At 71.7% G+C, this 26,100-nt stretch carries 19 protein-coding genes and 2 tRNA genes; 14 read left to right on the top strand and 7 right to left on the bottom strand.

The genetic code is table 11. The annotated features are described in order from the left end of the window. Positions 1-26 precede the first annotated feature (26 nt). Positions 27-164, bottom strand: a complete 138-nt coding sequence (gene rpmH, locus QSK20_RS12105) for a 50S ribosomal protein L34 (RefSeq protein ID WP_088981365.1) — start codon at positions 162-164, stop codon at positions 27-29. Positions 165-818: 654 nt separating this feature from the next. On the opposite strand from rpmH, the gene dnaA reads away from it, so the two are divergent. From dnaA to QSK20_RS12080, 5 genes are all read left to right on the top strand, one after another. Next, a complete protein-coding gene (dnaA, locus tag QSK20_RS12100; RefSeq protein ID WP_285788670.1) occupies positions 819-2,612 on the top strand; it encodes a chromosomal replication initiator protein DnaA in 1,794 nt (597 codons plus the stop codon). A gap of 838 nt (positions 2,613-3,450) precedes the next feature. Continuing rightward, positions 3,451-4,584: a DNA polymerase III subunit beta gene (gene dnaN, locus QSK20_RS12095; RefSeq protein WP_285788669.1), complete on the top strand. Its 1,134-nt coding sequence runs from the start codon at positions 3,451-3,453 to the stop codon at positions 4,582-4,584. A gap of 43 nt (positions 4,585-4,627) precedes the next feature. Next, a complete protein-coding gene (gene gnd / locus QSK20_RS12090) occupies positions 4,628-5,500 on the top strand; it encodes a phosphogluconate dehydrogenase (NAD(+)-dependent, decarboxylating) (RefSeq protein WP_088981362.1) in 873 nt (290 codons plus the stop codon). Between the two features lie 17 nt (positions 5,501-5,517). Next, complete coding sequence (gene recF, locus QSK20_RS12085; RefSeq protein WP_285788668.1) at positions 5,518-6,651, top strand: DNA replication/repair protein RecF; 1,134 nt, start codon at positions 5,518-5,520, stop codon at positions 6,649-6,651. 211 nt (positions 6,652-6,862) lie between these two features. Then, entirely contained in the window at positions 6,863-7,375 is a 513-nt protein-coding gene (locus QSK20_RS12080; RefSeq protein WP_285788700.1) for a DciA family protein, read from the top strand. 45 nt (positions 7,376-7,420) lie between these two features. On the opposite strand, the gene QSK20_RS12075 is transcribed toward QSK20_RS12080, so the two are convergent. Further along, on the bottom strand, positions 7,421-7,975 hold the full coding sequence (locus tag QSK20_RS12075) for a hypothetical protein (protein WP_145834737.1): 555 nt from the start codon (positions 7,973-7,975) through the stop codon (positions 7,421-7,423). A gap of 539 nt (positions 7,976-8,514) precedes the next feature. On the opposite strand from QSK20_RS12075, the gene gyrB reads away from it, so the two are divergent. The 6 genes from gyrB to QSK20_RS12045 all read left to right on the top strand — a co-directional run bounded on the left by gyrB (position 8,515) and on the right by QSK20_RS12045 (position 15,753). Continuing rightward, the gene (gyrB, locus tag QSK20_RS12070) at positions 8,515-10,458 is read left to right on the top strand and encodes a DNA topoisomerase (ATP-hydrolyzing) subunit B (protein WP_285788667.1); all 1,944 of its coding nucleotides are present in this window, start codon (positions 8,515-8,517) and stop codon (positions 10,456-10,458) included. A 128-nt stretch (positions 10,459-10,586) separates the two neighbouring features. Further along, positions 10,587-14,366 (top strand): intein-containing DNA gyrase subunit A, encoded by a 3,780-nt coding sequence (gene gyrA / locus QSK20_RS12065; RefSeq protein ID WP_285788666.1) that lies wholly within the window; start codon positions 10,587-10,589, stop codon positions 14,364-14,366. A 3-nt stretch (positions 14,367-14,369) separates the two neighbouring features. Beyond that, entirely contained in the window at positions 14,370-15,251 is an 882-nt protein-coding gene (locus QSK20_RS12060) for a DUF3566 domain-containing protein (RefSeq protein WP_285788665.1), read from the top strand. A 150-nt stretch (positions 15,252-15,401) separates the two neighbouring features. Beyond that, positions 15,402-15,475 (top strand) — tRNA-Ile (locus QSK20_RS12055). Between the two features lie 40 nt (positions 15,476-15,515). After that, positions 15,516-15,644, top strand: a complete 129-nt coding sequence (locus QSK20_RS12050) for a DLW-39 family protein (protein WP_211296303.1) — start codon at positions 15,516-15,518, stop codon at positions 15,642-15,644. A gap of 33 nt (positions 15,645-15,677) precedes the next feature. Next, positions 15,678-15,753 (top strand) — tRNA-Ala (locus QSK20_RS12045). A gap of 1,027 nt (positions 15,754-16,780) precedes the next feature. Here the strand turns inward: QSK20_RS12045 and QSK20_RS12040 are convergent. From QSK20_RS12040 to QSK20_RS12025, 4 genes are all read right to left on the bottom strand, one after another. Next, positions 16,781-17,236, bottom strand: a complete 456-nt coding sequence (locus QSK20_RS12040) for a hypothetical protein (RefSeq protein WP_285788664.1) — start codon at positions 17,234-17,236, stop codon at positions 16,781-16,783. Between the two features lie 23 nt (positions 17,237-17,259). Then, on the bottom strand, positions 17,260-17,901 hold the full coding sequence (locus QSK20_RS12035) for a GAP family protein (RefSeq protein WP_285788663.1): 642 nt from the start codon (positions 17,899-17,901) through the stop codon (positions 17,260-17,262). 141 nt (positions 17,902-18,042) lie between these two features. Continuing rightward, positions 18,043-19,095 (bottom strand): phosphotransferase, encoded by a 1,053-nt coding sequence (locus QSK20_RS12030; protein WP_285788662.1) that lies wholly within the window; start codon positions 19,093-19,095, stop codon positions 18,043-18,045. 64 nt (positions 19,096-19,159) lie between these two features. After that, positions 19,160-23,575: a cation-translocating P-type ATPase gene (locus tag QSK20_RS12025; protein WP_285788661.1), complete on the bottom strand. Its 4,416-nt coding sequence runs from the start codon at positions 23,573-23,575 to the stop codon at positions 19,160-19,162. Positions 23,576-23,878: 303 nt separating this feature from the next. On the opposite strand from QSK20_RS12025, the gene QSK20_RS12020 reads away from it, so the two are divergent. The 3 genes from QSK20_RS12020 to QSK20_RS12010 all read left to right on the top strand — a co-directional run bounded on the left by QSK20_RS12020 (position 23,879) and on the right by QSK20_RS12010 (position 25,339). Further along, entirely contained in the window at positions 23,879-24,130 is a 252-nt protein-coding gene (locus QSK20_RS12020) for a hypothetical protein (RefSeq protein WP_088981351.1), read from the top strand. Positions 24,131-24,523: 393 nt separating this feature from the next. After that, complete coding sequence (locus QSK20_RS12015; RefSeq protein WP_285788660.1) at positions 24,524-24,706, top strand: hypothetical protein; 183 nt, start codon at positions 24,524-24,526, stop codon at positions 24,704-24,706. Positions 24,707-24,787: 81 nt separating this feature from the next. Then, complete coding sequence (locus QSK20_RS12010) at positions 24,788-25,339, top strand: YbaK/EbsC family protein (protein ID WP_285788699.1); 552 nt, start codon at positions 24,788-24,790, stop codon at positions 25,337-25,339. 66 nt (positions 25,340-25,405) lie between these two features. On the opposite strand, the gene QSK20_RS12005 is transcribed toward QSK20_RS12010, so the two are convergent. Continuing rightward, a complete protein-coding gene (locus tag QSK20_RS12005) occupies positions 25,406-26,041 on the bottom strand; it encodes a DsbA family oxidoreductase (protein WP_285788659.1) in 636 nt (211 codons plus the stop codon). Between the last annotated feature and the right edge of the window lie 59 nt (positions 26,042-26,100).

Raw genomic sequence — 26,100 nt, 5'->3', positions numbered from 1 at the left:
GTCCTCCGAACGGGCCCTGACCGACGTCAGGCCGACAGGCGGGCGCGGCCCTTGGAACGACGGGTCGAGATGATGGCGCGGCCGGCGCGGGTACGCATGCGCAGCCGGAAGCCGTGGGTCTTCGCGCGCCGGCGGTTGTTCGGCTGGAAGGTGCGCTTGCTCACGTCAGGCTCTCCGTTTTCCGTACGCCCCGCGCGGGGACCGCTCGGGGTGTGTGGTGGTCCAGGCCGGTTGGTGGCCTACGATCGGCGCTGCCCGACGCTGCGGGACCTCGACGATGCGGGCACCACGACCGCGGACAGCAGGCACCCATCACCCTAGCAGAGGGCGACAGAGCAGCCGTTCCACCCTACGCAGGGCGGCAATGACCGTCAAACAACCCCGTCCGGTCGCGCGGTGGCGTCCCGGCGGGCGCGACGCGCCCGAGGGGAAGCGGTGGTTTTCGCTGATGCCGACAAGGGGCACGCCGCCGGGCCGGTTGAAGCCGTACGGACAACGCTGTTAGCGTGCGCGCTTGCGGTCCGGGTCGTGATCGGGGTCGGAATCCGGCGTCGCTGACAGGCAAGACCGGACCGGGCAATGGATCGTTCGGCACGGTGAACCCGCTTCAGCACCCGTTCAGGCAGGGGGCAGGTCCCACCCGCATTCGGCGGGCGGCCACAATCGGTCGGTACACAGGCTGTGGATAACTTGTGGATGGCGACCGGTCAGTCGTCCGGGCGGATGAAGTTTCAGCTGCTCAGACGTGGTGGCGGGCCCGGGACGGCCGACTGGGGACCAGCGGCGGCCGGGAGCAGAGGCGAGGAGGTGGCACGACGGTGGCCGGAACGACCGACCTTGCCGCGGTGTGGACCGCGACGACGGACGAGCTCGCCGACGAGATCATCTCGGCTCAGCAACGTGCCTACCTGCGGCTGACACGGCTGCGTGCGATCGTCGAGGACACTGCGCTGCTCTCCGTCCCCGACGCCTTCACCCGGGACGTGATCGAGTCCCGCCTCCGCCCGGCGATCACCGAGGCCCTGAGCCGCCGGCTGGGCCGGCCGATCCAGGTGGCGGTCACCGTCCGGGTCGCCGAGGACGGCGCGCGTCCGGCGGGCACCGTGTACCGCAGCGTGCCCGAGGCCACCGCACCCGAACTTCCCTTCCCCGGATACGACGGTGGTCCCGCCCACCCCGAGGCACCGGCCCCGTTCCGGGACGCTCCGCCGCCCGCGTTCCACCCCGACGACGAGAACGGCCCCGACCCGCAGGACCCGACCCGGGGCGGACCGGCCGGTGACGACGCCCGACGGCTGATCCCCACCAGTCGGGGCAGTCAGGAACCGCTCTTCACCGCGAGCTTCGCCGAGCCGCTGCGGGGCGGGCCGCCCGGGGTGGACCGACGGGGCTACGACGACCGCGGCGACGGTGGCCCGGCCCCGGGCCGCCCGTACGACCAGCGCTACCGCGACGACGCCGGGCCGGTACGGGACCGACTGCCCCGCGACGGCGGCACGGACAGCGGGCCGGGGCGTGGTGGCGTGGACCACCGGCCGGGTGGCCGGGACGACCGGCGGCTCCCCGGTGCGACGGAGACCGGTGGGAACCGGCTGAACCCGAAGTACATGTTCGAGACGTTCGTCATCGGTTCGTCCAACCGGTTCGCGCACGCGGCGAGCGTGGCGGTGGCCGAGTCGCCGGCCAAGGCGTACAACCCCCTGTTCATCTACGGCAGCTCGGGACTGGGCAAGACCCACCTGCTGCACGCGATCGGGCACTACGCCACGACGCTGGGCAACGCCCGCTCGGTCCGGTACGTCTCGACCGAGGAGTTCACCAACGACTTCATCAACTCGTTGCGGGACGACAAGACCAGCGCGTTCCAGCGCCGTTACCGGGACGTCGACATCCTCCTGATCGACGACATCCAGTTCCTGGAGAACCGGGAGCGGACCCAGGAAGAGTTCTTCCACACCTTCAACACCCTGCACAACGCCAACAAGCAGATCGTGATCACCTCGGACCGGTCGCCGAAGCAGCTCGCCACGCTGGAGGACCGGCTGCGGACCCGGTTCGAGTGGGGCCTGCTGGCCGACATCCAGCCGCCGGACCTGGAGACCCGGATCGCGATCCTCCAGAAGAAGGCCGCCCAGGAGCGCCTGTACGCGCCACCGGACGTGCTGGAGTTCATCGCCTCGCGGGTGTCGAACTCGATCCGGGAACTGGAGGGCGCGCTGATCCGGGTGACCGCGTTCGCCAGCCTCACCCGGTCCACGGTCGAACTCTCGCTCGCCGAGGAGGTGCTGCGGGACTTCATCCCGGACGGCGCCGGCCCGGAGATCACCGCCGACCAGATCATGGTCTCCACCGCCGACTACTTCGGCGTCAGCCTGGAGGACCTGCGCGGACACTCGCGGTCCCGGGTGCTGGTCAATGCCCGGCAGGTCGCCATGTACCTCTGTCGCGAGCTGACGGACCTCTCGCTGCCCCGGATCGGCCAGGCGTTCGGTGGGCGGGACCACACCACCGTCATGCACGCGGACCGCAAGATCCGTCAGCAGATGGCCGAACGCCGCTCGCTCTACAACCAGATCGCCGAGCTGACCAACCGGATCAAGCAGACTTCCTGAGCCCGCCCGGCCCATCCGGCCGCCTCGTTCGTCAGCCGTCCGACGGTTGACGAACGGTCCCGTCACCAACGCCCGGCCAACTGGCCGGGCGTTTCCGTTCGTCCGGCGGCGACCCATGCCGTTCCCCGCCCCTGTCCGGAGCTGTGGACCACGCACCGGTGCGGTCCGGTGTACCCACAGCCCCTCCCCGCCTGTCCACAGCGAGACCGACTTGTCCACAGCAAGTTATCCACAGGCAGTGGATAACTACGGTACGCCTCGACCCGGTTACCCACAGGTTGTGGAAAAACCCTGGGGACGGCACTGTGGATGGTTGTGGACAGTCCTTCGGTTGTCCACCGGTCGGAGGCCGCCTGTGGACGGCCTGTTGAAGGTTCTGGGGACAACGGATGCCGGCGTCGGTCCGCTCGTCCACAGGCCTGGGGAGAAAGTCCGTGGATAACCGGTGGATAACCGGTGGACAACGGTGGACAACGACGCCCGGGACGGCGCCTGTGGACAAGTACGCGAGTTGTACCCATGGTTCTCCACAGGTAAACCACCGGTGGATAACGCCTCTGACCTGCGAAAACGCGACTTACCCACAGTTTGCACAGGTGCGATGAAGACGATGGGTTATCTCTTTGAAGAGAACAAAAACCAATCATCACCGTTGGACTTCCTGTGGACAGGGTCGTAGGCCTCCGGCCGGAGCAGGCTCACGACCCGATCCACGGGGTCGGGCGCACAGCCGATGCCCACGCGCCCTAAGGTGCGATGGGTACCCGCACGGTCGGGCGGGACGGTGGGCAGCGGTCGGCATGAGAGAGTTGTCGCTGACGTCGACGCGGAGGCATTGATGAAGTTCCGAGTGGAGCGCGACGCGCTCGCCGAGGCTGTGGCGTGGACCGCGAAGAGCCTCCCCAACCGGCCGTCCGTACCGGTGCTCGCCGGAGTGATGCTCCGGGTCACCGACGGGAACCTGCAGGTCTCCGGCTTCGACTACGAGGTCTCCAGCCAGGTCACCGTCGAGGTGCAGGGTGACGCCGACGGTGCCGCGCTGGTCTCCGGTCGCCTGCTGGCCGAGATCACCAAGGCCCTGCCCGGCAAGCCGGTGGACATCGCCGCCGTCGGCGCACACCTCGAACTGGTCTGCGGGAGCGCCCGGTTCACGCTGCCCACCATGCCGGTGGAGGACTACCCCTCCCTGCCGGAGATGCCGGAGAGCGCCGGCACCGTGGACGCCGCCGCCTTCGCCGCAGCGGTCGCCCAGGTCGCGGTGGCCGCCGGCCGGGACGAGACGCTGCCGATGATGACCGGCGTCCGGCTGGAGTTGAACGGCGACACCCTCGCCATGCTCGCCACCGACCGCTACCGTCTCGCCCTGCGCGAGATGCAGTGGCGGCCGGACGACGCCGGAGTCAGCATCAACGCCCTGGTCCCGGCCCGGACGCTGCACGACACCGCCAAGGCGCTCGGCCCGCTCGGCGGCGAGGTGACCCTGGCCCTGTCGCAGGGCGCGGCAGGTGAGGGCATGATCGGCTTCTCCGGCGGCACCCGGCGGACCACCAGCCGACTGCTCGACGGCGCGAACTACCCGCCGGTCCGGTCGCTCTTTCCGCCGAGCCACAACGCCGAGGCCCGGGTGTCGGTGAGCACCCTGATCGAGGTGGTCAAGCGGGTCGCCCTGGTCGCCGAGCGGACCACCCCGGTGCTGCTCAGCTTCAGCTCGGACGGGCTGGTCGTCGAGGCCGGCGGCACCGAGGAGGCGCGGGCCAGCGAGGCCATGGACGCGACCTTCACCGGCGACGCGCTGACCGTCGGCTTCAACCCGCAGTACCTGATCGACGGCCTGGCGAACCTGGGTGCCCAGACCGCCATTTTTGCCTTCGTCGACGCGCTGAAGCCCGCCGTGATTTCTCCGGCCGGTGAGGATGGCGAGGTCATTCCGGGGTACCGGTACCTGATCATGCCGATCCGGGTCTCCCGCTGATCGCGCACACACCCCGAACCAGAACCACCGGAGGTAGGTACAGATGCAGCTCGGCCTGGTAGGACTCGGCCGCATGGGCGGCAACATGCGCGAGCGGCTGCGTGCCGCCGGGCACGAGGTGGTCGGCTTCGACCACAACGCGGAGCTGAGCGACGTCGCCTCCCTGACGGAGCTGGTCGAGAAGCTGGCGGCACCGCGTGCCGTCTGGGTGATGGTGCCGGCCGGGGTTACCGACGCCACCATCGACGAGCTGGCCGCCCTGCTCGACTCCGGCGACATCGTCATCGACGGCGGCAACTCCCGCTTCAGCGACGACGCCCCGCGCGCCGAGCGGCTGAACGAGCAGGGCATCGGCTACCTCGACGTCGGCGTCTCCGGCGGGGTGTGGGGCCGGCAGAACGGCTACGCGCTGATGGTCGGCGGCTCGGAGGAGCACGTCGGGCGGCTGATGCCGATCTTCGAGGCGCTCAAGCCGGAGGGCGAGTTCGGCTTCGTGCACGCCGGGCCGGTCGGTGCCGGACACTACGCCAAGATGGTGCACAACGGCATCGAGTACGGCCTGATGCACGCCTACGCCGAGGGCTACGAGCTGCTGGCCGCCTCCGAACTGGTGACCAACGTGCCCGGGGTGTTCAAGTCCTGGCGCGAGGGCACCGTGGTCCGCTCCTGGCTGCTGGACCTGCTCGACCGGGCCCTCGACGAGGACCCGGAGCTGGCCGAGCTGAGCGGCTACACCGAGGACACCGGCGAGGGCCGCTGGACGGTCGACGAGGCGGTCCGGCTCGCCGTGCCGCTGAACGTCATCACCGCCTCGCTCTTCGCCCGGTTCGCCTCCCGTCAGGACGACTCGCCCGCGATGAAGGCCGTCGCCGCGCTGCGCCAGCAGTTCGGCGGGCACGCCGTCCGCAAGCGCTGACCGGCATCCGCTCCGCCGTGTACGTCCGCCGGCTCGAACTCGTCGACTTCCGCTCGTACGAGCGGGTCGGCGTCGACCTCGAACCGGGGGCGAACGTCCTGGTCGGGGCGAACGGGGTCGGCAAGACCAACCTCGTCGAGGCGCTCGGCTACGTGGCGACCCTGGACAGCCACCGGGTCGCCACGGACGCCCCGCTGGTACGGCTCGGCGCCGAGTCGGCGGTGATCCGCTGCGCCGTGGTGCACGAGGGCCGGGAACTCCTGGTCGAGCTGGAGATCGTCCCGGGGAAGGCCAACCGGGCCCGGCTCGGGCGGTCCCCGGCCCGGCGGGCGCGGGACGTGCTCGGCGCGTTGCGGCTGGTGCTGTTCGCCCCGGAGGATCTCGAACTCGTCCGGGGCGACCCGGCCGAACGCCGCCGCTACCTCGACGACCTGCTGGTGCTCCGCCAGCCCCGGTACGCCGGGGTCCGGGCCGACTACGAGCGGGTGGTCAAGCAGCGCAACGCCCTGCTCCGTACCGCCTACCTGGCGCGCAAGACCGGCGGTACCCGGGGCGGGGACCTCTCCACCCTGGCGGTCTGGGACACGCACCTGGCTCGGCACGGCGCGGAGCTGCTCGCCGGGCGGCTGGAACTGGTCGCCGCGCTCACGCCACACGTCACCAAGGCCTACGACGCGGTCGCCGCCGGGCGGGCGGAGGCCGGCATCGCGTACCGGCCGTCGGTGGAGCTGACCGAGCCGGTGCCGGACCGGGCCGCCCTCACCGAGGCGCTGACCGCCGCGCTGGCCGGGGCCCGGACCTCCGAGGTGGAGCGGGGGACCACGCTGGTCGGTCCGCACCGCGACGATCTCGTGCTCACCCTGGGCCCGCTGCCCGCCAAGGGGTACGCCAGCCACGGCGAGTCCTGGTCGTTCGCGCTCGCCCTGCGGCTCGCCGCGTACGACCTGCTCCGCTCGGACGGGATCGAGCCGGTGCTGGTGCTCGACGACGTCTTCGCCGAGTTGGACGCCGGCCGCCGGGACCGGCTGGCCGGCCTGGTCGGCGGGGCCGCACAGCTCCTGGTGACCTGTGCCGTCGACGACGACGTTCCGGTGGCCCTGCGGGGTGCCCGCTACCAGGTCGGCGAGGGGACGGTACGCCGTGTCGGATGACCCGCTCCGGCCCCGCCCCGCCGCCGGCACGGCCCGGGACGCCACCGGACGCACCCGCGCGACCGGGAACGCAGGCCGCCGGGCGGCCGACCCCGGGGAGGGGGCCGGGCCCCGTCCGACCGGCTCAGCGTCCGACCAGCCCGCCGGAGGCACGGGCGACACCACGGCCGGCGGACGGCCGGCGGAAACCGGTGGGAGCACCGGCACCGACCTGCCGGCCGGTGCCTCCGGCCCGCAGCTGGCCCGGGCGGTGCTGGACGCGGCGAAGGCCCGACGCGAGGCGACCGCCCCCAGGCGGCGCAGCGCGGTCGGCGGGGGTGGCGACGGCCAGCGGCGTCTGCGTGGCTACTCCGGTCCGGGACCGGACCCCCGGGACCCGCAGTTGCTCGGCGCGGTGCTCAGCCGGTTGGTGAAGGCACGGGGCTGGGAGCAGCCGGCGGCGGAGGCCACCGTCTTCGGTGCGTGGGAACGGGTGGTGGGATCGGAGATCGCCCAGCACAGCCGCCCGGTGAAGCTGGAGGACGGCGAACTCACCGTCGAGGCCAGGTCGACCGCGTGGGCCACCCAGCTCCGCCTGCTGGCCGGTTCACTGCTCAAGCAGATCGCCCGTGAGGTCGGCCACAACGTGGTCCGCAAGCTGCACATCCACGGCCCGGCCGCGCCGTCCTGGTCCCGGGGACCTCGGCGTGTGCGTGGTCGCGGCCCTCGCGACACCTACGGCTGATCCGCCCGGCCGCCGCCCCGAGCGGGACGGCGGCCGGCGAACCGGTCAGGTGGCGGCGTAGACGGCGAAGCCGCGCTCGGCGCACCGGCGGTAGAAGGCGGCGAGCACGGCCAGCTCGGCGCAGGTGAAGTTCCACTGCGGCGGGTCGCCGGCCTCGTCGCGGAGGCCGTCGAGCCGGCTGTCGAGCCAGCGGAGCTGCTGCTCGGCGAGACGGTTGTCGGCCAGCAGCGCCCGCAGCACGGCGCTGACCGAGTCGAAGGTGACCGGTTCACCGTGCTCGCGGTGCCGGGCCACGAAACGCTCCAGCCCGTCCGCGATCCAGGCGCAGCCGTCCGGGTCGATCACCGGGTCCTCGTCCTCGGCGGCGTTCTCCGTGGCGTAGAGCACATTTTCCAGGCCGAGCAGGAGGTCCACGAGTTCGGTGTACGCGGTTGCCCGCACCGTGCCGGTCTTGGCGATCAGCTCGGCGAGGGCCGCGGTCGGTGCGGAGATCTGGGGCATCTCCACGATCTCGCCGAAGTCCACGAACTCGGCCGGTGCCACCGGGTCGTAGAACCGGCCGGTCCGCGGCCAGACCACCGCGACGTTGTCCAGCCCCATCGGGCGTCACCTCTTAAGTGCACGTGTCGAGCCAGTTGGTCCGATCGTCCGATTCTGCCCTCTAAAGATCAAGAGCGGCACCCCGGGCGGCGCCGCCAACGTACGGCACCGTGTGTACTCCGCGCGACCCCGGGGCGTACCCGTCGCGGGTGGTGTCGGTGGCCCGACCGTCGGCAACCGCGCCCACGATCAGGGCCGCTCGTGTAGGGGGAGTTACGGGAGGCGCGATTCGGGCCGCAGCGGAGGTCTGAGCCGCCTTCAAGGGGTGCCGAGTGGTGGTTCTGTCGGCTGCGCACAGTAGGATTGGAGACGAGACGACGATTCTGGCGCGGAGCGACGCCACGGACCCGGCCGGGCCCCGACGTACCTGCGTCGTGTCGAGTTGATCGCGATCCGCGGGCAACCGCGGCGACCGGCGTGTTCGGCCGTACCCCGGAGGTTACCTGGTGCCGGTCCCCGCGCCCGACGTCGCGTCCTGTCCGCCGAACCCGCGTCCGACGCGCCCTCCCGGCGCGGACGGCGCGAGAAAGTGGCCGAGGGTGGCAGACCAGGACAAGCAGGAGTACGGCGCCAATTCGATCACCGTCCTCGAGGGTCTGGAGGCGGTCCGGAAGCGGCCCGGCATGTACATCGGGTCGACCGGCGAACGTGGTCTGCACCACCTCGTCTGGGAGGTCGTCGACAACGCGGTCGACGAGGCGTTGGCGGGCTACTGCGACACCATCGACGTGGTGCTGCTGGCCGACGGCGGCGTCCGGGTCACCGACAACGGCCGTGGCTTCCCGGTCGACCTGCACCCCAAGCTGAAGAAGCCCGGCGTCGAGGTCGCGCTGACCGTGCTGCACGCCGGTGGCAAGTTCGACGGCAAGGCGTACGCGGTCTCCGGCGGTCTGCACGGCGTCGGCGTCTCCGTCGTGAACGCGCTCTCCACGAGGATGGCCGTCGAGATCCACAAGGACGGCTTCGTCTGGCGGCAGCAGTACGCCGCCTCCAAGCCGAACCCGCTGGACAAGGGCGAGGCCACCGACCGCACCGGTTCGGCGGTCTCGTTCTGGCCGGACCCGGACGTCTTCGAGACGGTGGACTTCGACTTCCAGACCATCTACCGGCGGCTCCAGGAGATGGCCTTCCTGAACCGGGGCCTGACCATCCACCTCCTCGACGAGCGCTCCACCGACGAGGAGGGCAAGCCGCGCGAGGTCACCTTCTGCTACAAGGGCGGCATCGCCGACTTCGTCCGGCACCTCAACGCCTCGAAGAACCCGATCCACAAGACGGTGGTCGAGTTCGCCGGCGAGGAGGAGGGCATGTCCGTCGAGATCGCCATGCAGTGGAACGAGTCCTACGGCGAGTCGGTCTACACCTTCGCGAACACCATCAACACCCATGAGGGCGGCACCCACGAGGAGGGCTTCCGCGCCGCACTGACCAGCCTCGTCAACAAGTACGGCACCGAGAAGAAGCTGCTGAAGTCGGACGAGAAGCTCTCCGGCGAGGACATCCGCGAGGGGCTCGCCGCGATCATCTCGGTCAAGCTGGCCAACCCGCAGTTCGAGGGGCAGACCAAGACCAAGCTCGGCAACACCCCGGTGAAGAGCTTCGTCCAGCGGGTCTGCAACGAGTGGCTGGTCGACTGGTTCGACCGGAACCCGGCCGAGGCGAAGATCATCATCACCAAGGCGTCCCAGGCCGCCCGGGCCCGGATCGCCGCCCAGCAGGCCCGCAAGCTGGCCCGCCGCAAGTCGCTGCTGGAGTCCGGCTCGATGCCGGGCAAGCTGGCCGACTGCCAGTCCACCGACCCGCGCGAGTCCGAGGTCTTCATCGTCGAGGGCGACTCGGCCGGCGGCTCGGCCAAGCAGGGACGCGACCCGCGCACCCAGGCGATCCTGCCGATCCGCGGCAAGATCCTGAACGTGGAGAAGGCCCGGATCGACCGGGTGCTGAAGAACAACGAGGTCCAGGCGCTGATCACCGCGCTGGGCACCGGCATCCACGACGACTTCGACATGGAGAAGCTGCGGTACCACAAGGTCGTGCTGATGGCCGACGCGGACGTCGACGGCCAGCACATCCAGACCCTGCTGCTCACCCTCCTGTTCCGGTTCATGCGTCCGCTGGTGGAGTTGGGGCACGTCTACCTGGCCGCCCCGCCGCTCTACAAGATCAAGTGGAACAAGAAGGGCGACGACGCCCAGTACGCCTACTCCGACCGGGAGCGGGACGGGCTGATCGCGCTGCGCCAGCAGAAGAAGGCGAACGCCAAGCCGGACGACATCCAGCGGTTCAAGGGCCTCGGCGAGATGAACTATCCCGAGCTGTGGGAAACCACCATGAACCCGGCGACCCGGACCCTGCGCCAGGTCACGCTCGACGACGCGGCGGTCGCCGACGAGTTGTTCAGTGTCCTGATGGGCGAGGACGTCGAGGCACGCCGCTCGTTCATCCAACGGAACGCCAAGGACGTGCGCTTCCTGGACATCTGACGGTCGCCGGTGGGCCGCCGGGAAGCTTCCGGCCGTTCACCCGTCCACAGAGTTATCCACAGCTTCGCCGGTATCCACAGCCGTTATCCACAGCACGAAAACGACTCTGAGTCTGATAAGGGTTAACAGTGACCGATACTCCCGAGTCCACCCCTAACGAGCCGGAGACCCCGGACGCGACCGCCGCGGTAGTGGCGCACGACCGGATCGAGCCGGTCGGCCTCGAGGTGGAGATGCAGCGCTCCTACCTCGACTACGCGATGAGCGTCATCGTCGGTCGGGCGCTGCCGGACGTGCGGGACGGGCTCAAGCCGGTCCACCGCAAGATCCTCTACGCCATGTTCGACTCCGGCTACCGGCCGGACCGCGGCTACGTGAAGTGCTCCCGCGTCGTCGGCGACGTGATGGGCCAGTTCCACCCGCACGGCGACTCGGCGATCTACGACGCGCTGGTCCGGATGGCGCAGTCCTGGGCGCTGCGGTACCCGCTGGTCGACGGCAACGGCAACTTCGGCTCCCCGGGCAACGATCCGGCTGCCGCCATGAGGTATTGCCTGACCGGGGACGCCCGTATCCGCACCCTTGACGGGTCGGTCCGGATCGACCAGGTCGTGCCGGGAGCCGCGCCGAGCAGCGAGACCGACATCGAGCTCAAGGTCCGCGACCGCAACGGCGACCTGGTTCGGGCCTCGAAGTTCTTCCACTCCGGCGAGCACCCCACGCTGCGGCTGCGCACCCGTGAGGGGTACGAGCTGACCGGCACCCACAACCACCCGGTGCTCTGCCTGGTGGAGGTGGCCGGCGTGCCCACCCTGCTTTGGAAGCTGCTCGCCGAGATCTCCTCCGGCGACCGGGTGGTGCTCCAGCGGACGGTGCCGGACGAGATCGGCTACCCGATGATGGAGCACGTCGAGGCCGCCTTCCTCGCCGGTGCCTTCGTCAGCGAGGGCTGGGTGTCCGAGGGTCGGGCCGGCTTCAACAACACCGACCGGGAGTTCTTCGTCCGGGTGCTCGCCGCATACGACCTCGCCGTCGGTGGCCCGCGGTACGTCAGCCAGCGCACCATCGCCTCCGGGAGCGTCCTGCACGAACTCGACGTGCAGGACCTGACCGCCCTGCGGTCGAGCATCCTCGGCGAGATGGTCGGGGCGCGCAGCGCGGCGAAGTCCGTACCGGAATTCGTCTGGCAGGGGCCTGCGGCGATCAAGCGGACGTTCCTCCAGGCCCTCTTCGAGGGGGACGGCTCCTCCTCGCTGCTGCCGCGTAACAGCATCCAGATCTCGTACTCGACCCGCAGTGACCGCCTGGCCCGCGAGGTCCAGCAGTTGCTGCTGGAGTTCGGCGTGGTCAGCAAGCAGTGCCGGTACGACAACGGCGAGATCAAGGTTGTGGTTACCAACCGGCGCGACGCCCGGATCTTCGCCGCGCACGTCGGCTTTCTCGGTCGCAAGCAGGCCAAGCTGGAGTCCGAGCTGGCCTCGGTGCCGGCCACCAGTACCGCTCTCTCCGCCGACCACGTCCCCTTCGTGGCGGACTTCGTCCGGGCGCACGGCGCCACCCGGTGGACCGAGCGGGACTGGCTGCGCCGGCACAACGTGGACCGCGTCGAGCGTTGGGAGCGGGACCGCGCGGAGATCGCTGCCCGGATCACCGAGGCCGACGTGCTCGACGTGGTCGAGCCGCTGGTGGACGGGCGCTTCTACTACGCCGAGGTGGCCACGGTCGAGGACGCGGGCGTCCAGCCGGTCTACAGCATCCGGGTCGACACCGACGACCACTCGTTCGTCTCCGACGGTTTCGTCAGCCACAACACGGAGTGCAAGCTCGACCCGCTGGCGATGGAGATGCTGCGGGACATCGACGAGGACACCGTCGACCTCCAGGACAACTACGACGGGCGGGCCAAGGAGCCCACCATCCTGCCGTCGCGGATCCCGAACCTGCTGATCAACGGCTCCGAGGGCATCGCGGTCGGCATGGCTACCAAGATCCCGCCGCACAACCTGCGGGAGATCGGCGCGGCCGTCCAGTGGTGCCTGGAGCACCCGGAGGAGGACGAGGCCACCACCCTCGACGCGCTGCTGGAGATCGTGAAGGGCCCGGACTTCCCGACCCACGGCCTGATCGTGGGTACGACCGCCATCCAGGACGCGTACCGCACGGGTCGTGGCTCGATCCGGATGCGTGCCGTGGTGGAGGTCGAGGAGGACAAGCGGGGGCGCCCCTGCCTGGTCGTCAGCGAGCTGCCCTACCAGGTCAACCCGGACAACCTGGCCGAGCGTATCGCCGAGCTGATCAAGGAGGGGAAGCTCGGCGGCATCGCCGACATCCGGGACGAGTCCTCCGGGCGTACCGGCATGCGGATCGTGCTGGTGCTCAAGCGCGACGCGGTCGCCAAGGTGGTGCTGAACAACCTCTACAAGCACACCCAGCTCCAGGAGACCTTCGGCGCCAACATGCTGGCGCTGGTCGACGGGGTGCCGCGCACGCTCAACCTCGCGCAGTTCATCCGGTACTACGTCGAGCACCAGATCGAGGTGATCCGGCGGCGGACGGCGTTCCGGCTGCGCAAGGCCGAGGAGCGGGCGCACATCCTGCGCGGTCTGTCCAAGGCGCTCGACGCACTGGACGAGGTGATCGCCCTGATCCGGCGTTCGCCCACGGTCGAGGACGCCCGGCAGGGCCTGATCCGGCTGCTGACGATCGACGAGATCCAGGCGACCGCGATCCTCGACATGCAGCTGCGTCGCCTCGCCGCGCTGGAGCGGCAGCGGATCCTGGACGACCTGGCGAAGCTCGAGATCGAGATCGCCGACCTGAAGGACATCCTGGCGAAGCCGGAACGGCAGCGGCGGATCGTCTCCGAGGAGCTGGGCGAGATCGTCGCCAAGTGGGGCGACGAGCGCCGTACGAAGATCGTGCCGTTCGACGGCGAGGTCTCGATGGAGGACCTGATCGCCCGTGAGGACGTCGTGGTCACCATCACCCGTACCGGGTACGCCAAGCGGACCAAGGTCGACCTCTACCGTTCCCAGCGGCGGGGCGGCAAGGGGGTCAGCGGCGCCACGCTGCGACAGGACGACATCGTCAGCCACTTCTTCGTCTGCTCGACCCACGACTGGATCCTGTTCTTCACCAACAAGGGGCGGGTATACCGGGCCAAGGCATACGAGCTTCCGGAGGCCAGTAGGGTGGCCAAGGGCCAGCACGTGGCCAATCTGCTCGCCTTCCAACCGGAGGAGCAGATCGCACAGATCATTGAGATTCCGAACTACCAGGTAGCCCCCTATCTGGTACTGGCCACGAAGAACGGCCTGGTGAAGAAGACGAAGCTCGAGGAGTTCGATTCCAACCGCTCGGGCGGCATCATCGCGATCAACCTGCGCGACGAGGACGAGCTGGTCGGTGCTGCCCTGTGCGCTCCGCACGACGACCTGCTGCTGGTCTCCAAGAACGCACAGGCCATCCGGTTCAACGCCAGCGACGAGGCGCTGCGACCGATGGGGCGGGCCACCACGGGCGTGATCGGCATGCGCTTCAGTGACGAGGACGAACTTCTGGCCATGGAGGTCGTCCGGGAGGGTATGGACGTCCTGGTGGCCACGAACGGGGGATACGCGAAGCGGACCCCCATCGAGGAATACCCGGTGCAGGGCCGGGGAGGTAAGGGCGTGTTGACCGCGAAGATCACAGAACGCCGTGGGGGCCTCGTCGGCGCCGTCGTGATCAGCCCGGACGACGAGCTCTTCGCGATCACCAGCAACGGTGGCGTCATCCGAACTCCGGTGAAGCCTGTACGCCGTACGCGGGATCGGAACACAATGGGGGTCAAGCTGATGGACCTCCCGGACGGCGTAACTATCGTGGCGATTGCTCGCAATGCCGACGAGCCTGACGAACAGGACTAGTTGATGACGGAGACACAGGCGAAGTCGGGGAACAAGGGGACCTCGGCCAAACCGGTCGACGAGGATGCCGCGAAGGGCGGTGCACCCGCGTCCGGACGCGCTGCGGTGGGCCGGGCCACGGTTCCCGCTGACGCGCCTGCCCCGAAGTTCACCCGGGCTCCGGGGATGGCACCGCCGCCGGACAAGCCCACCGCCGACGAGGCGGAGAAGGGCGACCGGACCGAGGCGATCAACGTCGACGCGCCGACATCGGCCGGGGCGACACCGGTCCCCGGTGCGGCCCGTCCGGCCACGACGACACAGCCGATCCCCACGAAGGCCGCCCAGACGGCCACGACGGGTACCCAGCCGCGGGTCGGTGCCGGCACCCCGCCGGACACCGCGCGACCGGGCGTCGCCCGACCCAACGGTGGCGGGCTGCCGCCGGGGGTCGGCGGTGCCGCGGCGGTCGGGGCGGCCCGGGTCAACGAGGCGGTACGCGCCGCGCGTAGCTCGGTCAGCTCCGCCGCCTCGCGAGGCCCCCGTCGGGCCCGGCTGAACCTCAAGCGGATCGACCCGTGGTCCGTGATGAAGTTCGCCTTCGCGGTCTCCGTGGTGCTCTTCATCGTCGTGGTGGTCGCCACGTCGGTGCTCTACCTGGCGCTCGACGCGATGGGCGTGTTCCAGAGCGTCAACGAGAGCCTGACCGACCTGGTCAGCGCCGGTGGTGGACAGAGCGCGGACGGCTTCCAGATCACCGCCAAGGGCGTGATCCTCAGCTCGGCGCTGCTCGGGCTGGTCAACGTCGTCCTGTTCACGGCGCTCGCCACGCTCGGGGCGTTCGTCTACAACGTCTGCGCCGACCTGGTCGGCGGGGTCGAACTGACTCTCGCCGAGCGGGACTGAGCCGACCCGGGGAACACGTGACGCCGGGGCACCGCGAAAGCGGTCGCCCCGGCGTCGGTCGTCGGGGTAGGTTCGTCAACGACGGTGCGCGACGCCCGACCCCGATTTTGGGCGGGACGCACGGATGGGTTAATGTTGCTCGTCGCACACGGGGCTATAGCTCAGTCGGTTAGAGCGCAGAGCTGATAACTCTGAGGTCGCTGGTTCGATTCCAGCTAGCCCCACCGCACACCGTCGGACGGCAGTCGAGCGAGGGGACGCCCCATGGTGAAGAAGCTTCTGTTGCTGGTCGGCGTGGTTGGTGTGGCGGTTGTCGTTGCCCAGCGGATCAAGGCGTCGAACGACGAGCGCGCTCTGTGGCACGAGGCGACCACCGCTCCCGACCTTCGATAAGGCCGAACCCGGGCGGGTTCCTCCCGCCCCTGAGGGGCCCTAGCTCAACTGGCAGAGCACTGCCTTTGCAAGGCAGGGGTTAGGGGTTCGAGTCCCCTGGGCTCCACCAGCACGCGATCGATGGCCCCGAGCGGTCTCTGCGGTCAACGCATCCGGCCCCGCCTGGACCACGTTCTGCTCCACGTGGATGTGCGGATCGGTCCGGCTCATCCGGTTCCCACCTCGTCCGGGTCCGTCCGGTCAGGGTAACGCCCGGTCAGGGTAACGCCCGGTGGGGGAACTGGGCCGGCCTGACGGGCGAAAGGGCATCGCTGGGTCGGACGCTTTGGAGCTGCCCCGTTTGTGCTACCGGAGCTGGTGTGCCTGATGCGAGGGTGTGGCCGGGTAAATGCGAGGGTGCGGCCGTGTGGTTTGCCGTCCCGGTGTCGTCGGTGCCAGCGATGACGGTTGCCCCGTTCGTGCGGGCAGCTCTACAGCGTGTTCGGGGCGGCTCGACTGCTCGGTGACCGGTGGAGCCGGACCGGACGGGGCACTACGCTCGCGCGATGCCCGTACGCCCGCATCCAGGAAACCGAGCCGACACGTTGCTCGTCGCCGACGACGGCACGGCGTTGGCCCGGATGCGCATTCGTGACGAGGCAGGGATGCGCGTGGCGGCTGAGGTCAGGCCACTGCCCGGTGCGGCGCGGACTCAACTTGCCGAGCAGGTGCGCCGTGATCTCGCTGGTTGCCGGCTGGAAACGTCCGATGACGCTCTGCTGGCGGTGTTGGAGGCCGGCGGTGCCGAGGTGCACCGGGCCGCGACCGACATGCGACACGCTCTGGACCGGGTGCCCGCGCCGGTGATGTTGCCTGCCGGGTGGTTCCTGGGCAGTCCGGGCTGGGACGACGACCTGGCCGAAGGACTGGCAGCGGCGTACGGCCCCGGCCATCCGGACGGGCGGTGGCAGGACCGTCACACCGAACAGGTCCGGGCGATGCTCGACAGTGGTCAGCCGGTGCCGCCGCTGTCGGCGGCCTCGGCACGCCTGGTGGATCCCGACGGACGCAGCGCCGGCCATGTCCTGTGCGCCGGACCGGTGCCGTGGACCGACGACGTCTGCGCACGGTGCTCCTGCCCGCGCCCGCAGGTCCGCTCACCGACCGCCGGTGAACCGGGCCGCGGGCACGAAGACCCGATGACCGGACGGATAGGAGAGCCACACGCCGTCGGAGGTCCACTCGACGGTCAGGTCGGCCGGGTCCATGCCCGTCGCGTCGAGGCGGACCCGGTGCCCGTAGCTGCCGCCCGGGTCGCGACCCAGGACGACCGCGTAGTGGTCGACGGCGGAGGAGGACTCCCCCGACAGCCGGATCGCCGCGATCGGCGCGCGGACGTGCGTCAGCACGGCGAAGTGCCTCGAACCGTCGGCGTACACGATCTCCGGCGGTTGGTCGACGACCCGGACGACGGTCGTCCGGGGCCACCACAGGACGACGGCGGCGACCACGATGCCGCAGACGAGAGCCAGCACGACCGCCGCCTGCACCAGGTGGCGATGCCGTCCTCGGGCGACCGGAGCCGGTGTCGCGCTCGGATGCAGGTCGTTCATTCCGCCGAGTATCGCCGTGTGCGTCAACCGGCCGAACTCAGCAGGTCGCGGACCACGGAGGCGAGGAAGATCAGGATGACCGCCTCGCTGACCACCCACGCGTGGGTCTCGGCCCAGTCCCGGACTCTCGGCAGCACGGTCACGGCGCGCCGACCCAGCAGGGACAACGCCAGCAGCGGCAGCGAGAGCAGCAGCAGCGTCAAGCCGGCGAACGGCAGCAGGTGCCACCACGGCCGGTGGTGCCCGGCCAGGCTCGCCGCCACGGTCAGCATGGTGGCCTCGTCGGTGGGCATGGCGGCGAGGAGCAGGAACCCCAGCCCGAACGCGAGCCGGGGACCGGCCTCCGTCAGCCGACCCATCCACCTCGGTCGGTGGCTGCGGCGGGCGTAGACGGTCGGGACCAGCCCCACCAGCACGACCAGGACCACCCAGTCGAGGAGGCGGCGGGCGCCGTCGTCCCCGCCCGGCACGGCGACGGCGTGTCGTACGGCGTGGAAGACGACGTACCAGAACCCGAGCCCGACGAGCAGGGCGATCCCCGCGCCCAGGACGAAGGCCAGCGAGGCGCGTCGGGCGTTCCGACCGGAGGCGAGGAAGACCGCGCTGATGATCTGCGGGCCGGCGACCATCACCAGGGCGAGCGGCAGGACGCTCAGCAGGTTCACGGCTCGCCCCCTTCGGCACCATTGTGTCCGTGACGGACCGCCCTGGTCGCCGATTCGCGTCAGCGGTGGCTGCCGGGCGTCGGCGACCGGCAGTCCCGGGACTGCCGGGCCGCACCTGGCGGGGCCGGACCGGAGCCGGCCTCAGGACGCCCGGGCCCCGTCGCTGGCGGCCAGGTGCCGGATCAGCCCTCGCAGGATGTCCCAGGACGCCTCGTCGTCGGCACTGCCGGTGTGGGGCCGGCGGAACCGGTCGACGTCCACGGCGAGGTCCTTGAGGTCCCACTGGAGCCGGTACAGCTCCAACAGCGTCGGATCCGGGCGTACGCCGGTCGCGTCGGCGTACGCGGTGAGGACGGAACCGTCGCCGGGGTCGAGGTTCCACAGGTCCCGTTCCGGTGGCGCGACCAGGGCGGTCTCCCAGTCGATCAACAGCCAGCCGGCCGGATCGCGCATGGTGTTGCCGGGGTGCGGTTCACCGTGGGTGAGCACCACCCGGTCGTCGCACGCGCGCGCCCGGGTGGCCAGGGCGTCGTACCGGTCGAGGAGCCGCCGGATCGGCGCGGCGTGCGCGGCGAGCAGCCCGCCGACCGGTCGGGAGTACGGGCCGCAGTCGGGAATACCGTCCCGCAGCGCGTCGTCCAGCGCGTCCCGGTGCGGAACGGCGAGGTCGTCGACGGCGGCGTGCCGGCGTACGTCGGCCGGGGCGGTGTGCACCGCGACCAGCATGTCCAGGACAGCCCAGCGGTGCTCGGCGGTGGGATGGTCGCCCCAGGCGAAACTCTCCCCGGCGACGTGCGGGTAGAGCGCCAGCCCGAACCGGTCGGCGACCCGGCACAGTGGTTCACCGTCGACGGTGGGCACCGGTGCCACGACGAAGCTCCGCCGTCGGCCCCGGCCGGCGGGCGTGCTCCGGGCGGCACCGCCGTCGAGGGCGGCGTGCAGCGCGACCGTCGCCGCAAAGGCGGCCCGGAGCCGGTCGTACGCCCGGTCCAGCGGCTCGTCCCGCCGGTGCCGTCGGAGCTCCAACTCGTCGACGGTGGCGAACCACCGGTCGCCTTGGACGGTGCGGACCTCCCAGTGGTGGCTGCCGAAACCGACCGGCCGGTACGTCACCGCGTCGACGTCGAGCCGCCAGGCGCGTCCGAGCGCGGCGGCAAGGGTCTCGTCGGTGAGGCCGGCGGGCGCGCTGAGCATCCCGTCACGGTACGAGCGGCGGCCGGTCGGGCCAACCGGTTTGCTTCCGAGCAGCTCCGGTCCGTCAGGACGGTGGTCGGGGCAGGCGGTCCACCAGCCTGCTGAGGGTGCCGTTGCCGAGGGTGGCACCGAGCGCGGAGCCGGCGGCGATGGTCCAGCCGACCGGTCCGAGCGGTGTGCAGCCGAAGAACTGGCTGACCCCGGGGGTCTGCACCACGGCGACCAGCGCGCCGACCGAGGCTGCGGTGGAGGCGAGCACCGTCGGACTGGTGCCTCCGGCGAGGACGGTCTGCCCGAGCTGGGTGCCGACCAGGGAGGCGAGGGCCACCGTGCCGGCCCGCCGGTGACTGCCCGTCCAGCGGGCGAGTGTCCAGCCGGCGGTCGCGCCGAGGGTGGTGGCGGCGGCCCGTAGCCCGATCTCCCGGTTCAGGGTCTCCCCGAGGGAGGTGTCCGGTCCCTCGCGCAGCAGGTGGTCGCCGTGGTGGTCACCGGGTGGTCGGACCGCGATGGCCATCGCCGGCACCAGGTCGGTGAGGAGGTTCACCAGAAGCAGTTGCCGGCCGGTGAGCGCGGAACGGCCGGTCGCGGCGGCGGTGAGCACGCTGAACGCGATCTCGCCCAGGTTGCCGCCGACCAGGATGCTCAGCGCGTGGCGGACCGAGGACCACATGGCCCGCCCCTCGACCAGGGTGGCGATGATGGTCTCCAGCCGGTCGTCGGTGACCACCAGGTCGGCGGCGGCCTTCGCCGCCGGGGTGCCCCGCTGGCCGAGGGCGATGCCGACGTCGGCGAGGCGGATCGCGGGGGCGTCGTTCGCGCCGTCCCCGGTCATCGCGACGACCCGGCCGCACTTCTGGAGCGCCTGGATGATCCGTACCTTGTGGGTCGGGGTGCAGCGGGCGACCACGTCGGTGCGGGCGAGGCGGTCGGCGAGGGCCTCGTCGTCGAGCTGGTCCAGCTCGGCGGCGGTGACCACCCGTTGGTCGCTGTCGGTGCTGATGATCGAGGCGATCGCCTCGGCGGTCGCCGGATGGTCGCCGGTGATCATGATGGTGTGCACGCCGGCCTGCCGGATCCGGTGCACGGCTGGCGCGGCGCTCTCCCGCACCCCGTCGGCGAGGGTCAGGTAGCCCACGAAGACCAGGTCACACACCTCGTCGTCGGTGACCTCCCGGTCGGTCATCCGCCGTTCGGCGACCGCGAGCACCCGGTGTCCGGCACCGGCCCGCTCGGCCAGGGCATCCTCCAGGCGGGTCCGGTCGGCGTCGTCCAGGGGCCGCTCGGTGCCGTCGGCGGCCCGGCGGGTGGCACAGCGGGGCAGCACCCGCTCCGGCGCGCCCTTCACGCTCAGCAGCAGGCCGTCGTCGGTCTCGCCCAGGGTGGCGTGGTAGCCCCGGGACGGCTCGAACGGCAGCCCGCCGACGGACCGCCAGCCGCCGGCACCGATCTGCTCGGCCACCCCGTCGACGGTCCGGGAGCCGGTGCGGATCGCCCGGTCGGTCTGCTCCGGCAGCTCCGCCGGATCGGCCGAGTCCGGGGTGGCCCGCAGCGCCGCCGCGAGCGTGGCCCGCAGGGGGCGTGTCCCGTCGAGCTGGTCCACCTGGGTGTAGCGGTCGCCGTCGCCGACCCCGGCGAGGCGGAGGTGTCCCTCGGTGAGCGTGCCGGTCTTGTCGAAGCAGAGCACGTCCACCCGGCCCAGCGCCTCGATGGTGCGCGGGTTGCGGACCAGCGCGCCGTGCTCGGCGAGCCGCCGGGCCGCGGCGAGCTGCGCGGCGCTGACCAGGAACGGCAGCCCCTCCGGCACCGACGCGACGGCCAGGTTCGCGGCGGTCGCCGCCGTCTCCGCCAGCGGTACGCCCCGCAGCAGCCCCGCCCCGGCCACCGCGACCGCCGAAGTGGCGGCGAGGGGGAGCGCCGCCCGGGTCAGGCGACCGAGCCGGGCCTCCACCCCGCCCGCCGGTGCCCCCTGCCGGGCCAGCGCGAGGCTTCGTCCCGCCTCGGTGTCGGCTCCGGTGGCGACCACCACGGCGGTGCCGTGCCCGGCGGCGACGGTGCTGCCCTCGTAGAGCATCGAGCGCCGGTCGGCCACCGCGGCGGCCACCACCGGACGGTCGGTCTTGGCCACCGGCAGCGACTCGCCGGTCAGCGACGACTCGTCGGCCTCCAACCCGACCGATTCCAGGATCCGGCAGTCGGCGGGTACCGCGTCCCCGGATTCGAGCAGGATCACGTCGCCGACGACCAGGTCGTCGGCGGACACCACCTGCTCGACGCCGGCACGCCGGACCCGGGCGGTCACCGCCGTCCGGGCGAGCAGTTCGGCCAGGGACCGTTCGGTGTTGCGCTGGTGCACCGCGCCGATCAGGGCGGACCCGCCGACGACCCCACCGACCAGGGCGGCGTCGACGATCGAACCGAACGCCGCGGAGAGAGCCGCCCCGGCGGCGAGGACCGGGGTGAGCGGGTTGGCGAGTTCGTCGACCAGCGCCCGGAACAGGCTGCCGTCGTCGGTGCCCTTACCGGTGCCCCGGCCCTGCCGGCTGGCCGCCTCGGTCGCGTCGAGTCCGTCCGGAGTGGTGCCGAGACTGTCGAGGACCACGTCGACCGGCATCAGGTGCCAGGCGGTGACCGCCGGGGCCGGCGTGTCCGTCCGGTCCGGCAACCGCCGGGCCCGCCAGACCCCGTGCGCGAAGGCCAGCGCGGCGGCGCCGTTCACGGCGGCGAGGGCCCGGCCGGGCAGGAGCTCCCGGTCGGCGGTGAACGCCCCGAGTGCGCCGAGCCCGGAACCCGCCTCGGCGAGGCGGATGTTCTGCCGGCTCATCCGGCGGGCCACCCCGGTCGCCTCCACGACCAGCGCACAGGTCCGTAGGTCGGTGCCGACGAGCAGATGCGCGCCCCACGGCGGCGGGTCGTCGGGACCACCGGTGCCGAGGCCGCAGTCGGAGGCACCGAGCGCCGCCCGGTCGGCGGATACCAGCATCACCACCGCGCCGTCGAACTGGAGGGCCCGTACCGTCTCGGCGAGACGCGATCCACCGGGCAGGGCGGCGTCGGCGAAGGCGTACCGCTCGGCGGCGTCGCCGCTCACCACCACCCGCAGGCCGGCCTGCCGGGCGGCGACCGACAACGCGTCGACGCCCGGTGCCGGCTCGGGTTCGACCCGCAGCACCGCCGCCAGGGACTCCCCCTCGACCAGCCCGAGCAGCAGACCACCGCCGTCGCGGAGCCGCCGGCTGGCGTCGGTGTCCCCCGGATCGCGTATGTCGAGCCGGTCCAGTGGTGCGAGTCGCCAGCCGTCGCTCTCCTGGCACCGTCGTGGTGCCTCCGGGTCGAACAGGGCGAAGGCGCGGGCGGCGACCTTTTCCTCGTCCATAGTGGCGAGCGGGGCCAGGTCGACCAGCGCTCCCCGGTCGGAGCCGAGCACCGCCGTGTCCAGGACAAGGGTGTCGACGCGGTCGAGTTCCCGCAGCACGCCACGGTCCATCGCGATGACGCCCCGGCGGGCCAGGATCCGGCCCAGCTGCGCGGCGTACCCCTCGCGGCCGGAGCCGGGGGCCTTCGGCAGGGAGGAGAGCGCCAGCGCGGCGGCCCGCTTCGCGCCCACCGCGGGCAGCGCCGCCAGCCCGGCGGCCGCCCCGGCGAGGAGCATCCGGTTGACGTACCGCTCGACGGGCCCGTCCGGTTTGGCGCGCGGCCGGTCGTGGGTGGGCGCGCGGGCGACGGCCCGGTCCGGGTCGCCGGTGAGCTGTGGCTCGGCGCGTTTCCACGCGTTCTGCTGGGCGCGGGCCTCGCCCCACTGGACGACCCGCTGCGCGCCGTCGAGCACCAGGCTGGTCCACCCGCCGGAGAGCCCCTGCACCACCGCCTCGGCGAGCGGGAATACCAGATCGGCCCGGGGGTCCGCGCGCAGGCCCCGGTCGGCCAGGGCGTGCAGCTTCGGGTGCAGGTCGACCGCCGCGAGGAAACCGGCGGCCTCACCGGGCAGCGGGGTGAACGGCAGGATCCGGGTGGCGGCGGAGAGGGTCAGGCCGAGGACGTCGGAGGCGAGCGCGCCGAGCGTGCGGGGGGTCTGCGGGCCCTCCTCGGGCGGGTGTGGCGGCGGGATGTCCGGGTCGGGTTCGTGGTCGCTGCGACGCTCCACCCGATCGATCGTCCGGACCAGGTCACGGAGCCGGGGCTCCGGCTCCTCGACGGCCACCACCACCCGGCCGGACGGCGCGTTGACCCGGGCCCAACTCACCCCGGGGAGCTTCTCCAGCGCCTTCTCGACCTGACGGGCCAGCCGGTCGCCGCCGTCCTGACAGACCCCGTGCACCTCGATGTGGTGTCGTCCGGGTCGGGACCAGACCCGGCGGGAGGTGAGGCCGGCGGTCCGGGCCAGGCGGGCGGCCGCCGTACCCGCGCTCTTGGAGGCGTCGCCGACCAGTCGGGGCACGACAGGGGGAAGGACCCGGCCGGCGATCCGGCCCAGCGGGGTCATCCGGCGGTACGACCGGCCGGGAACCGGTCCGGTCCCCCGTCGCCGTCGTGCAGGTCGTACGCCATCTCGCCTCCCACGCCTCGCTCCGCGTGGCCTGGCTTCCCGCGCTTCGGGCCGTCATGCCCCGCGCCGAGAGGTTTTTCCGGCCGGATCGGGATTGCGGGCGGAGCGCGTCCGGGGACCTGGACGCGGGGGACACGACATGCGCGGCGGCCGGTGCCGTCCGCTGCCGGTGCGGCGGCATGAACCGGGGCGGGGGTGGAATGCCCTGTCCGACAGCAGAGCCGACGCGGGGAGGCGGAGATGAGAGCACCAGCCCGGCACGAGGCGCGTGAGCGGGTCCGCTCGTACGAGCGGCGGGTGGACGTCCCGCTGCTCGGTGAGGTGACGCTGCCGCCGGACAAGGTCGCCTACTACGCGGGGGTGGGCGTGCTGGCCGCGCTCCAGGTGATCGAGTGGCCGCTGGCCCTGGTCATCACCGCCGGCCACCTCCTGGCCGACCAGCACCTGTCCGGGCTGGCCCGGGGCGTGGGGGAGGCGATGGAGACGGCCTGACGGGAACGCCCCGGCTGCGGCGTGGGCGGCGACGGCCGGGAGTGACCGGTTACGGGACGCGAGATCCGGGTTGCGGTGGGTTGACCTGAAGTCGGGTTGAGGACGCAGGATGGGTGCTGCCGCTCGCGAATATTCGCTGTGTTCGCCGCCGCCGGGGTCGTACCGTCGCTGGTCGGACCAGCCCTGGCCGGACTGGTCGTGCGTACCGGCTGGGCCTGCGGGGCCGCGGCGAGCGCCGCACTGCCGCACCAACGGGGGGCAGCAGCGCGGTCCGCTCGCCGTGGTTCTCGTGGGCGGCCCGCTGATCACCGGCCGGCCACCGCCTGGCACCCGTCCGAGGGACGCTGGCCGGATGAACCCGTTCCCGGCTCACGTTCGCCCTACCGTGGCCGCATGCTCACCATGGCCCTAGTCACGATTCTGTACGTCGCCGGATTCGTCTTCCTCTACGGCGTGATCCGGATTGCCGTCCGGCACGCGCTGGAGGATCTGGACACCCGTCGCCCGGACACGCTGCGACCCGGCCCGCCACCGGAGCGCCCCTTCGCGCCGGAGAGGTTCCTCGCGGGCAACTGACCGCGCTCGGGTGGCCCACCGCCCCGCCGCGCCGGCCCCGGCGGGTGTTTCCGCTGGCCGGGTGCGAGGATCGCCGGCGTGATGGGAACGCTGAAGACCGAGCCTGCCCGCACCCGGCCGGATCTGCTCGCGCCACCGGTCGCCGCCGCGATCGGACGGTGGCCCGCCGACGGTCCGGTCGACCCGGCGGACGTGTCGGTCGCGCCGATCGACGCGACGCTCGCCGACACCGCCGCCTTCTGCGCCGCGTACGAGGTGGGGCTGGACGAGTCCGCCAACTGCGTGGTGGTGGCCGGCAAACGGGAGGGCAGCGTCCGCTACGCGGCGTGTGTCGTCCTCGCCACCACCCGGGTCGACGTCAACGGAGTGGCCCGGCGGGCGTTGGACGTGCGGAAGGCGAGCTTCGCCCCGATGGCCGACGCGGTCGAGTTGACCGGCATGGAGTACGGCGGCATCACCCCGATCGGGCTGCCCGACGGGTGGCCGGTGCTGGTGGACAGCCGGGTGGTCGCCGTGCCGTACGTGATCGTCGGGTCGGGCGTACGGCACAGCAAGATCGCGTTGCCGGGGGCGGCACTCGGTACCCTGCCCCACGCGCAGGTGATCGAGGGGCTGGCCAAGCCCGTCGAGTGATCAGCATTGCTCGATGTTGTTGCACGTGAAACATCCGGCCCGGCCCGAGTGCGGGTGCGGCTCCGGTCAGTCGGCTGACGACTCCCGGCGTGCGACTTCGGTCAGGGCGGCGAGGAGGGTCTCCGGCTCCTGGGCGCCGCTGACCGCGTACTTCCCGGCGAGGACGAAGGTCGGCACGCTGCTCACCCCGATGCTCCGGGCCTCCGCCAGCTCCGCGCGGAGTTCGGCGACCCCGGTGTCCGAGTCGAGGAGGTCACGGACCTCGGTGGCGTCCAGGCCGACGGTCGCGGCGAGCGAGGCGAGGGCGGGGCGCGAGCCGATGTCGACGCCGTCGGTGAAGTGGGCCCGGAAGAGAGCCTCGATCATGTCCGCCGCCCGGCCCTGGCCGTCGGCGAACCGGATCAGCCGGTGCGCGTCGAAGGTGTTCGCGGTGACCGCCCGGTCGAAGTCCAGCTTCAGTCCGACCCCGGCGGCCACCCCGGCGACATGGTCGGCCATCTGCCGGGCCCGTTCCACCCCGCCGAACTTCGCACCCAACCCCTCGATCAGCGGCCGGGGCTCGGACACCGGACTCGGGTCGAGCTGGAACGGCCGGTAGCGGAGGGTCACCGCACCCTCGTACGCCGCCAGTGCCTGCTCCAACCGGCGCTTCCCGACGTAGCACCAGGGGCAGACCACGTCGGCGTAGACCTCGATCTCCATGCCCCGGGTCAACCCGCCGTCCGGCGGATCTGTTCCCGGAACCGGGACCGGTGGTCAGC

This window comes from Micromonospora sp. NBRC 101691, assembly GCF_030269285.1.
Lineage (GTDB): Bacteria > Actinomycetota > Actinomycetes > Mycobacteriales > Micromonosporaceae > Micromonospora > Micromonospora echinospora.
This window is presented reverse-complemented; position numbering and strand designations above follow the sequence as displayed.

Excerpts from the sequence above, each read along its gene's own strand:
- QSK20_RS12025 (WP_285788661.1), bottom strand. The coding sequence starts at position 23,575 with ATGACCCCGCTGGGCCGGATCGCCGGCCGGGTCCTTCCCCCTGTCGTG.
- QSK20_RS12005 (WP_285788659.1), bottom strand. The coding sequence starts at position 26,041 with ATGGAGATCGAGGTCTACGCCGACGTGGTCTGCCCCTGGTGCTACGTC.
- QSK20_RS12015 (WP_285788660.1), top strand. The coding sequence starts at position 24,524 with ATGCTCACCATGGCCCTAGTCACGATTCTGTACGTCGCCGGATTCGTC.
- dnaN (WP_285788669.1), top strand. The coding sequence starts at position 3,451 with ATGAAGTTCCGAGTGGAGCGCGACGCGCTCGCCGAGGCTGTGGCGTGG.
- QSK20_RS12075 (WP_145834737.1), bottom strand. The coding sequence starts at position 7,975 with ATGGGGCTGGACAACGTCGCGGTGGTCTGGCCGCGGACCGGCCGGTTC.
- QSK20_RS12030 (WP_285788662.1), bottom strand. The coding sequence starts at position 19,095 with ATGCTCAGCGCGCCCGCCGGCCTCACCGACGAGACCCTTGCCGCCGCG.
- QSK20_RS12040 (WP_285788664.1), bottom strand. The coding sequence starts at position 17,236 with ATGAACGACCTGCATCCGAGCGCGACACCGGCTCCGGTCGCCCGAGGA.
- gnd (WP_088981362.1), top strand. The coding sequence starts at position 4,628 with ATGCAGCTCGGCCTGGTAGGACTCGGCCGCATGGGCGGCAACATGCGC.
- QSK20_RS12020 (WP_088981351.1), top strand. The coding sequence starts at position 23,879 with ATGAGAGCACCAGCCCGGCACGAGGCGCGTGAGCGGGTCCGCTCGTAC.
- QSK20_RS12050 (WP_211296303.1), top strand. The coding sequence starts at position 15,516 with ATGGTGAAGAAGCTTCTGTTGCTGGTCGGCGTGGTTGGTGTGGCGGTT.
- QSK20_RS12010 (WP_285788699.1), top strand. The coding sequence starts at position 24,788 with ATGGGAACGCTGAAGACCGAGCCTGCCCGCACCCGGCCGGATCTGCTC.
- QSK20_RS12060 (WP_285788665.1), top strand. The coding sequence starts at position 14,370 with ATGACGGAGACACAGGCGAAGTCGGGGAACAAGGGGACCTCGGCCAAA.